This window comes from Pseudomonas sp. 05T35, assembly GCF_056396605.1.
This window is the reverse complement of the sequence record NZ_JBFTLU010000174.1, coordinates 1-8,469: the sequence shown is the minus strand read 5'-3', so window position 1 is coordinate 8,469 and position 8,469 is coordinate 1. Positions and strand designations below refer to the sequence as shown.

Annotated in this window: 7 protein-coding genes; 1 reads left to right on the top strand and 6 read right to left on the bottom strand. The window is 59.5% G+C overall.

The window, feature by feature from the left end; translation table 11 throughout:
• Positions 1-171: 171 nt before the first annotated feature.
• The 5 genes from AC1DH9_RS14985 to arcD all read right to left on the bottom strand — a co-directional run bounded on the left by AC1DH9_RS14985 (position 172) and on the right by arcD (position 5,490).
• Positions 172-528, bottom strand: a complete 357-nt coding sequence (locus AC1DH9_RS14985) for a DUF5064 family protein (protein ID WP_427536092.1) — start codon at positions 526-528, stop codon at positions 172-174.
• Positions 529-585: 57 nt separating this feature from the next.
• On the bottom strand, positions 586-1,515 hold the full coding sequence (gene arcC / locus AC1DH9_RS14980; protein WP_427536090.1) for a carbamate kinase: 930 nt from the start codon (positions 1,513-1,515) through the stop codon (positions 586-588).
• A gap of 166 nt (positions 1,516-1,681) precedes the next feature.
• Positions 1,682-2,692, bottom strand: coding sequence for an ornithine carbamoyltransferase (locus AC1DH9_RS14975; protein ID WP_427536089.1), 1,011 nt, complete (start codon positions 2,690-2,692; stop codon positions 1,682-1,684).
• Between the two features lie 71 nt (positions 2,693-2,763).
• Positions 2,764-4,020 (bottom strand): arginine deiminase, encoded by a 1,257-nt coding sequence (gene arcA, locus AC1DH9_RS14970; RefSeq protein WP_477808360.1) that lies wholly within the window; start codon positions 4,018-4,020, stop codon positions 2,764-2,766.
• Positions 4,021-4,062: 42 nt separating this feature from the next.
• Positions 4,063-5,490, bottom strand: a complete 1,428-nt coding sequence (gene arcD, locus AC1DH9_RS14965) for an arginine-ornithine antiporter (RefSeq protein ID WP_477808359.1) — start codon at positions 5,488-5,490, stop codon at positions 4,063-4,065.
• Between the two features lie 495 nt (positions 5,491-5,985).
• Between arcD and AC1DH9_RS14960 the strand changes: the two genes are divergently transcribed.
• A complete protein-coding gene (locus tag AC1DH9_RS14960) occupies positions 5,986-6,849 on the top strand; it encodes a DNA-3-methyladenine glycosylase family protein (protein ID WP_477808358.1) in 864 nt (287 codons plus the stop codon).
• 143 nt (positions 6,850-6,992) lie between these two features.
• Here AC1DH9_RS14960 and AC1DH9_RS14955 read toward each other — a convergent pair whose 3' ends face one another.
• Positions 6,993-8,342, bottom strand: coding sequence for a CoA transferase (locus AC1DH9_RS14955; protein WP_427536081.1), 1,350 nt, complete (start codon positions 8,340-8,342; stop codon positions 6,993-6,995).
• Between the last annotated feature and the right edge of the window lie 127 nt (positions 8,343-8,469).

Below are 8,469 nucleotides of genomic sequence, written 5' to 3'. Positions count from 1 at the left end.
GTTCAGGACTCGGATTTCTCGTAACGACGTGCAAACCAGGTGTTTTCACCCATCAGTATTCGAGCGTTTTGTGCAAACCGACTTTTTCAACAGAATCGTCGGAACGCCGCCCGGAGCCGGCTCGCTCCCACAGTGGACTGGTGGGCTCATTGATCTTCTGTGTTGGGGTTATTACAGGTGTTCGGGCTTCACCGGATCCCCGGATTTGATATCAAGCTGCTTGCGTACGTCTTCGAACATTTCGTCGTAGTACTTGTGCAGCGGGCTGATGTTGGCATTCTTGGGCATGCCGTACTTCTGTGCGATGCGCGTGGCGTGTCGGGCAAAGTCGAAGGCCTGGTCTTTGGCCAGGAAGAAGTCTTCCTTCAGGTCCTTGCCCTCGACCGAACCATGCACTGTGAAAAGCATTCCTATGCCTTCCTTGGGGTCGGTAGCGATCTCATAGTCGATGCACAGGTTGTAGCTGAAATCATCCTTGTTCAGCGCATGGCGTTCGATATGCAAGTGACCGGGCTCAAATATGGCCATGGACATCTCCTTCAAAGGCATTGAAACGGGGCAGGCTCAAGTCCTGCCCGGCTGTTTTCATAGGTAGGTGATACCAGGTCTGGCCGTGCTGATACGGGTGCCGGCGTTGCCCTGGACGATCGCTTCGATGTCCGAGAGTGAACCGATCACCGCGACTTTGCCAGTGTGGCGGGCGAACTCGCAGGCAGCCTGGACTTTCGGCCCCATGGAGCCGGCCGCGAAGCCGATTTTTTCGATGTCGTCCGGGTGGGCCTGGGCGATGGCTTTCTGAGTCGGCTTGCCGAAGTCGATGAACGCGGCGTTGACGTCGGTGGCGATCACCAGCAAGTCACTGTCGAGCTGCTCGGCCAGCAGCGCCGAACACAGGTCTTTGTCGATCACCGCTTCCACGCCCTTGAGCTTGCGGTGCTCGTCGTACATCGTCGGGATGCCGCCACCGCCTGCGCAGATCACGATGCTGCCTTTTTCCAGCAGCCATTTGACCGGGCGGATTTCGAAGATGCGCTTGGGTTTCGGGCTGGCCACCACGCGGCGGAATTTGTCGCCGTCCGGGGCGATGGCCCAGCCTTTTTCGGCGGCGAGTTTTTCTGCTTCGGCCTTGGAATAGATCGGGCCGATGGGCTTGCTTGGGTGTTGGAACGCCGGGTCATTGGGGTCGACTTCGACTTGGGTCAGGAGGGTCGCGAAGGGCACTTCGAAGTCCAGCAGATTGCCCAGTTCCTGTTCGATGATGTAGCCGATCATCCCATCGGTTTCAGCACCCAGCACGTCCAGCGGATAAGGGCTGACAGAGGTGTAGGCGGCCGCTTGCAACGACAGCAGGCCGATTTGCGGGCCATTGCCGTGAGCGATCACCAGTTCGTTACCGGGATGGATCTTGGCGATCTGTTCCGTGGCGACGCGGATATTGCCGCGCTGGTTGTCCGCGGTCAGGGGTTCACCACGGCGGAGCAGGGCGTTACCGCCCAGTGCAATGACGATACGCATAATGCAGTCCTTTCAAAAAGAGAGCGAGCAACTCGTTCTCCTGTGGGAGCGAGCCTGCTCGCGATAGCAGTGTATCGGCCAACATCCATGCTGAGTTCCAGTCCGCCATCGTCGGAACGCCGCCCGGAGCAGGCTCGCTCCCACAAAGAGCAAACCGTGTTGATCGTTAAATATCCGCCAGCGCCGAGACCAGGATCGCCTTGATGGTGTGCATGCGGTTTTCCGCTTGCTCGAAGGCGATGTTGGCGGGCGATTCGAATACTTCTTCAGTCACCTCAACGCCGTTGGCCAGGTGCGGGTAGCGCGCCGCGATATCCTTGCCGACCTTGGTTTCGCTGTTGTGGAACGCCGGCAGGCAATGCATGAATTTCACCCGGGGATTGCCCGAGGCTTTCATCATTTTAGCGTTGACCTGGTACGGCAGCAGTTGTTCGATACGCTCGTCCCATGCTTCGACCGGTTCACCCATCGACACCCAGATGTCGGTGTGAATGAAGTCCACGCCCTTGACCGCCTCGACAGGGTCTTCGGTGATGGTAATGCGTGCACCGCTTTCCTCGGCGAAGGCTTTGCACTGATCGATGAAGTCCTGATGTGGCCATAGCGCTTTCGGTGCACCGATGCGCACGTCCATGCCGAGTTTGGCACCGATCATCAGCAGCGAATTACCCATGTTGTAGCGGGCGTCACCGAGGTAGGCGTAGCTGATGTCATGCAGCGGCTTGTCGCTGTGCTCGCGCATGGTCAGGGTGTCGGCGATCATTTGCGTCGGGTGGAATTCAGCGGTCAGGCCATTGAACACCGGCACGCCTGCGAACGTGGCCAGTTCTTCGACGATTTCCTGTTCGAAGCCGCGGTACTCGATGGCATCGAACATCCGCCCGAGAACGCGGGCGGTGTCTTTCATGCTTTCCTTGTGGCCGATCTGCGACGACACCGGGTCGATGTAGGTGACGTGAGCCCCCTGGTCATGGGCCGCGACTTCGAAGGCGCAGCGGGTGCGGGTCGAAGTTTTTTCGAAGATCAGCGCGATGTTCTTGCCTTTGAGGTGCGGCTGTTCGGTGCCGGTGTACTTGGCGCGTTTCAGGTCGCGGGACAGGTCCAGCAGGTAGTGCAACTCGCGATTGGTATGGTGCATCAGCGAGAGCAGGCTGCGATTACGCATGTTGAAAGCCATGATATGGATCTCCTTGGGTTTCGGTTATCCCCAAGGCCGGTGCTCTGTAAGCCCCGGCCAAGGTTTGAAAGTTAGTAGTCGATCGGGTCGCGGATGATCGGGCAGGTCATGCAGTGGCCGCCGCCACGGCCACGGCCGAGTTCACTGGCGCTGATGGTGATGACCTCGACCCCGGCCTTGCGCAGCAAGGTGTTGGTGTAGGTATTGCGGTCGTAGCCGATTACCACGCCAGGTTCCAAGGCCACCACGTTGTTGCCGTCGTCCCACTGTTCGCGTTCGGCGGCGAAGCTGTTGCCGCCGGTTTCGACGACGCGCAGGGCCTTGAGGTTGAGCGCGGCGGCCACGGTGTCGAGGAAGCTGGTTTCTTCGCGGCGGATATCGATGCCGCCCGGTTTGCTTTCGTCAGGGCGCAGGGTGAAGGCGACGATCTGGTGCACCACTTCCGGGAAGATCGTCACCAGGTCGCGGTCGCAGAAGCTGAACACGGTGTCCAGGTGCATCGCCGCGCGGGATTTCGGCAGGCCGGCGACGATCACGCGCTCGACCGCTTTGTGCTTGAACAGGTTCAGTGCCAGTTGCCCGATGGCCTGACGGGACGAGCGTTCGCCCATGCCGATCAACACCACGCCGTTGCCGATGGGCATCACGTCGCCGCCTTCCAGTGTGGCGTTGCCGTGCTCMTGATCCGGGTCGCCGTACCAGACCTGGAAGTCGGCGTTGGTGAACTCCGGATGGAATTTGTAGATGGCGCTGGCCAGCAGGGTTTCCTGACGGCGCGCCGGCCAGTGCATCGGGTTCAGCGTGACGCCGCCATAGATCCAGCAGGTGGTGTCGCGGGTGAATTGGGTGTTCGGCAGCGGCGGCAGAATGAAGCTGGAGTGGCCGAGGAAGTCGCGGAACATTTCGATGGTCTTGCCACCGAAGCTGGTGGGCAGGTCATCGGCCGACACGCCGCCAATAAGGAATTCGGCGATCTTGCGCGGCTCGAGGCTGCGCAACCAGGCGTCGACTTCGTGGACCAGGCCGACACCCACGGAGTTGGCGGTGATCTTGCGTTGCAGAATCCAGTCCAGCGCTTCGCGGTTGGATACGATGTCGGTCAGCAGGTTGTGCATTTCCAGCACGTCGATATCGCGCTCGCGCATCTTGGTGACGAAGTCGAAATGGTCGCGCTTGGCCTGGGCCACCCACAGCACATCATCGAAAAGCAGTTCGTCGCAGTTGTTCGGGGTCAGCCGCTGGTGGGCCAGGCCGGGGGAGCACACCATGACTTTGCGCAGTTTGCCGGCTTCGGAATGTACGCCGTACTTCACTTTTTCCGTGGTCATTTCAGATCCTCCAGATAACAAAACAGTCGAGTGGTACAGGTGCTACAGGGTCAGGAAGCCGTCGTAGAGCCCATAGGCCGCCACCAGCGCGCCAATGACTACCGCGGTGAAAATCAGCTTCTCGACGTTGGTGAAAACCGCTTTGCCCAACTCGTGCTTGGCCTTGGCGAACAGGATCGCGCCGGGGGCGTAGAGCAGGGCGGACAGCAGCAGGTATTTGGTGYCGCCTGCGTACAGCAGCCAGATCGCATAGATCAGCGCAATGGCACCGATGACCAGGTCTTTCTGGCGTTCGGCCAGGGCGTTTTCGTAGCTCTCGCCGCGTACCGCCAGCAGCAGTGCATAGGCCGCCGACCACAGGTAGGGCACCAGAATCATCGAGGTGGCGAGGTAGATCAGCGACAGGTAGGTACTGGCCGAGAACAGGGTGATGACCAGGAAAATCTGCACCATCGCGTTGGTCAGCCATAAGGCATTGACCGGTACCTGTTTGGCGTTTTCCTTACGCAGGAACGCCGGCATGGTGTGGTCTTTGGCGGCGGCGAACATGATCTCCGCACACAGCAGTACCCACGACAGCAAGGCACCCAACAACGAGATGGCCAGGCCGACACTGATCAGCACCGCGCCCCAGTGACCGACGACGTGCTCGAGTACGGCAGCCATCGACGGGTTTTGCAGTTTGGCCAGCGCTGGCTGAGTCATGATGCCCAGCGACAGCACGTTCACCAGCACCAGGAACAACAGCACGGTGATAAAGCCGATGACGGTGGCCTTACCGACGTCCGAACGTTTCTCCGCCCGGGCCGAGAAGATGCTCGCGCCTTCGATGCCGATGAACACCCAGACGGTGACCAGCATCATATTGCGCACCTGGTTCATGACGCTGCCCAGGTCAGGGTTTTTCAGGCCCCAGATGTCGGCGGTAAAGATGTCGAGTTTGAAGGCGAAGATCGCGATCAAGACGAACAGCACCAGTGGCACGACTTTGGCGACGGTGGTCACCAGGTTGATGAACGCCGCTTCCTTGATCCCGCGCAGCACCAGAAAGTGCACGGCCCACAGCAGCAGCGAAGCGCCAATCACCGCCGCAGGCGTATTTCCCTCCCCAAATAGCGGGAAGAAGTAGCCGAGGGTACTGAACAGGAGTACGAAGTACCCCACGTTGCCCAGCCAGGCGCTGATCCAGTAACCCCAGGCGGACGAGAAACCCATGTAGTCGCCGAAACCGGCCTTGGCGTAGGCGTAGACACCGCCATCAAGGTCAGGCTTGCGGTTGGCGAGGGTCTGGAAGACGAACGCCAGGGTCAACATGCCCACGGCCGTAATGGCCCAACCAATCAGCACTGCGCCGACATCGGCACTGGCGGCCATATTTTGCGGCAAAGAGAATATCCCGCCCCCAATCATGGAACCTACTACCAGGGCGACTAAGGCGCCGAGTCGTAGTTTTCCAGAAGATTCAGACATGCATGACTCCATTGCCGGAGAAAAGAGACCACAGCCTAAATCCACTTGCTGATAGAACAGCTGATCTGGATCAGTTGATGGTCACATTCCGTTGTTAATGACGGATGTGTGAATACTTCCTGAATAGAGCGTATGTGCCACAAGAGGCCTGTTCCAGAGGGCTTTTTATAAAATAACCGGGGATGGTTACTAATCGCTGCGAGCCTTGAAGCTAGTTGTTTTTTCAGAATGCGCAAATTTTGCGCATCTGTTTTCAGTACAGAATTTATGTATCTGGAATGCCCCACAAAACCGGCAAAGTGCCTTCATGGCATAGATGAGAGCGTTCTGAATAAGTATTGTTTTTTGCCGTTATTTTATTAACGTCATGCCACGTCGCCTATTTAATGAAATGAACACTTGTTATGGTTTCAAAACATGACAAACAGTCGATTCGAGATAAGAGGTAAGGATGTCGCAACCGGCGCAAACGCTTCGACTCGGCGGGCTGTTGTGGTGAAGCTGTTGCTTGACTATCAGCCGCCTTATGACTGGCCGGCGATGCTCGGCTTTTTGTCGGCGCGGGCGATTGCCGGGATGGAGTCGGTGGTCGATGGTGTGTACTCGCGCAGCATCAGCCTGAACGGTGTGCACGGCACGTTTTCGATTACGCCAGCGGCTGATAATGCGCTGGAGGTGAGGCTGTGCTTCCCTGAGGCGTCAGCCGTGCCCGAGATCGTTACGCGGTTGCGGCGGATGTTCGATCTGGACGCAGACTTGCCACGTATTCATCAGCAACTGACGGTTGATCCGTTGATGGCAAGGTTGATTGCCGAGCGTCCTGGTTTACGGGTGCCAGGGGCGTGGGACGGGCTGGAACTGGCAATTCGCGCGGTGCTGGGGCAGCAGATCACGGTCGGTGCCGCGATCAAGCTGGCGGGGAAGCTGGTGGCGCAGTATGGCGAACCGTTGTCTGCGCCACTGTCAGGATTGACTCATGTGTTTCCTCAAGCAACGGTGTTGGCGGCAGCGGATCTGGCGACGTTGGGAATGCCGAAAAGCCGTGGGCGGACGCTGTCTGGCGTGGCGCAAGCGTTGCTTGACGATCCCTTGTTGTTTGAACCGGGTCGGAACGACGGTGTTGCGCGATTGCTGGCATTGTGGGGGATTGGCGACTGGACGGCGCAGTACATCGCGTTGCGACAGATGCGCGAGTTGGATGCGTTTCCGTCAGGCGATGTGGGGTTGATCAACGCACTGGCGGCGCTGGAAGGTGGGCCGGTGACGCCGCGTGATTTGTTGGCCCGTGCCGAGGTGTGGCGACCGTGTCGGGCGTATGCGGCGYAGGTGTTGTGGACGTCGTTGGTTCGGGTTGACTGAAATTGTCTCGACAGTTGCGTTGACTGTTCGATCGTCATCGCGAGCAGGCTCGCTCCCACACTGGATTTGTTTCAGGCATACGTTCGCGCGTACACCGGTGATTACCTGTGGGAGCGAGCCTGCTCGCGATGGCGGTCGAACAGTCACCACCACTGCGCCCGATGGGAACCCAATTCCCCGGCCGGAATGGCCCACTGCAACGGTGTACCGGTGATTTTCAGCGGTACATGCAACCGATGCGCCGGGCCCCAAGGAGTCTGTTCAATCACCATTCCCTGATCGTTGTCATCTTCGGCTCGCAAGGCCTCATCCGTCCCCGGACCCTGTTCAACCAGCAACTTTGCCGTGCGCGCCAGAGACAATCGTGCCGAGCCACTGCGTCCGCTACTCAACCGCTCAGCCAACAACTTGATCGCACTGGCCGCCATCAGGTAACCGGTGGCGTGGTCCAGCGCCTGAACCGGCAAGGGTGTCGGTTTGTCCGCGTGCTTCCAGAGCATCCCGGCCTCGGCGATGCCGCTGCTCATTTGCACCAGGCTGTCGAAACCACGACGGTTTTGCCAGGGGCCGCTCCAGCCGTATGCATTGAGGCAAACGTCGATCAGGCCGGGGGCGAGTTCCTGCCGTTCGGCGGTGCCGTAGCCGAGGTGTTCCAAGGCATCGGCGCGGTAACCGTGGAGCAGGATGTCGGCATCCTTGAGCAGGCTTTCGAATACCCCGCGATCGACGCTGTTGTGCAGGTCGAGGCGGGCGCAGCGTTTACCCAGGGTGACTTCCGGAATCACACCCGGTTCGTTCCACTGCGGTGGATCAATGCGCAACACATCGGCACCCAGCCCTGCGAGGAAGCGGCTGGCAACGGGGCCGGCGAGGACGCGGGTCAGGTCCAGCACCTTGATGCCCGCCAGCGGTTGCGCGACCGAACCGGGCCAGGCTTTCGAGTGCTCACTATTGTCTGCGGAAAAATGAATCAGCGGTTCGGCGTTCACCGCCACCCCTTGAGGGTGGGACTGCCATTGTTGCCATGAGCGCATTTCGGCAGCGCAACCGCCGGCCTCGACTATTGCGTGTTCCAGCTCTCTTTTGCCCCATCGGGCGACCTTGGCGGCCATCGCACTGCGATCAAAGCAGTGTCCCAGCACCTGTTCGGCCGCGCTGCGGTGATGAGGGGCGTTGGTGTGCAGACGAATCCAGCCGTCATGGGTCGCGTAGTCCCCTGCGATGGGGTCCCACAGCGGTGGCACGCTCCAGCCGATCGGGCGGATCGACGTGGCGAACCAGAAGGAGGCGAGGCGACGGTCGACTTCCAGGTCCGGTAAACGACCGGTCTGTTGTTGCAGGAGTTCAGTGATGGCCTGGCCGGCAGCCGCGATGCTGGCGCTGGCGAGGTCCGTTACGGCAAACGCCGAGGGCAGGGCGCCGCTCGAGGTAACGGTGATCGCAGTAGCGGGCAAGCCGAGCGCGGCTTGAATGGACGTCAGGAAATCAGTCATCGAAGGCCCTCCGGAAGAGAGCACGATCATAGTTCAAAAAACTGTCAGCCCGGATGAAATCCCCCTTGTGGGAGCGATCATAGTTCAAAAAACTGTCAGCCCGGATGAAATCCCCCTTGTGGGAGCG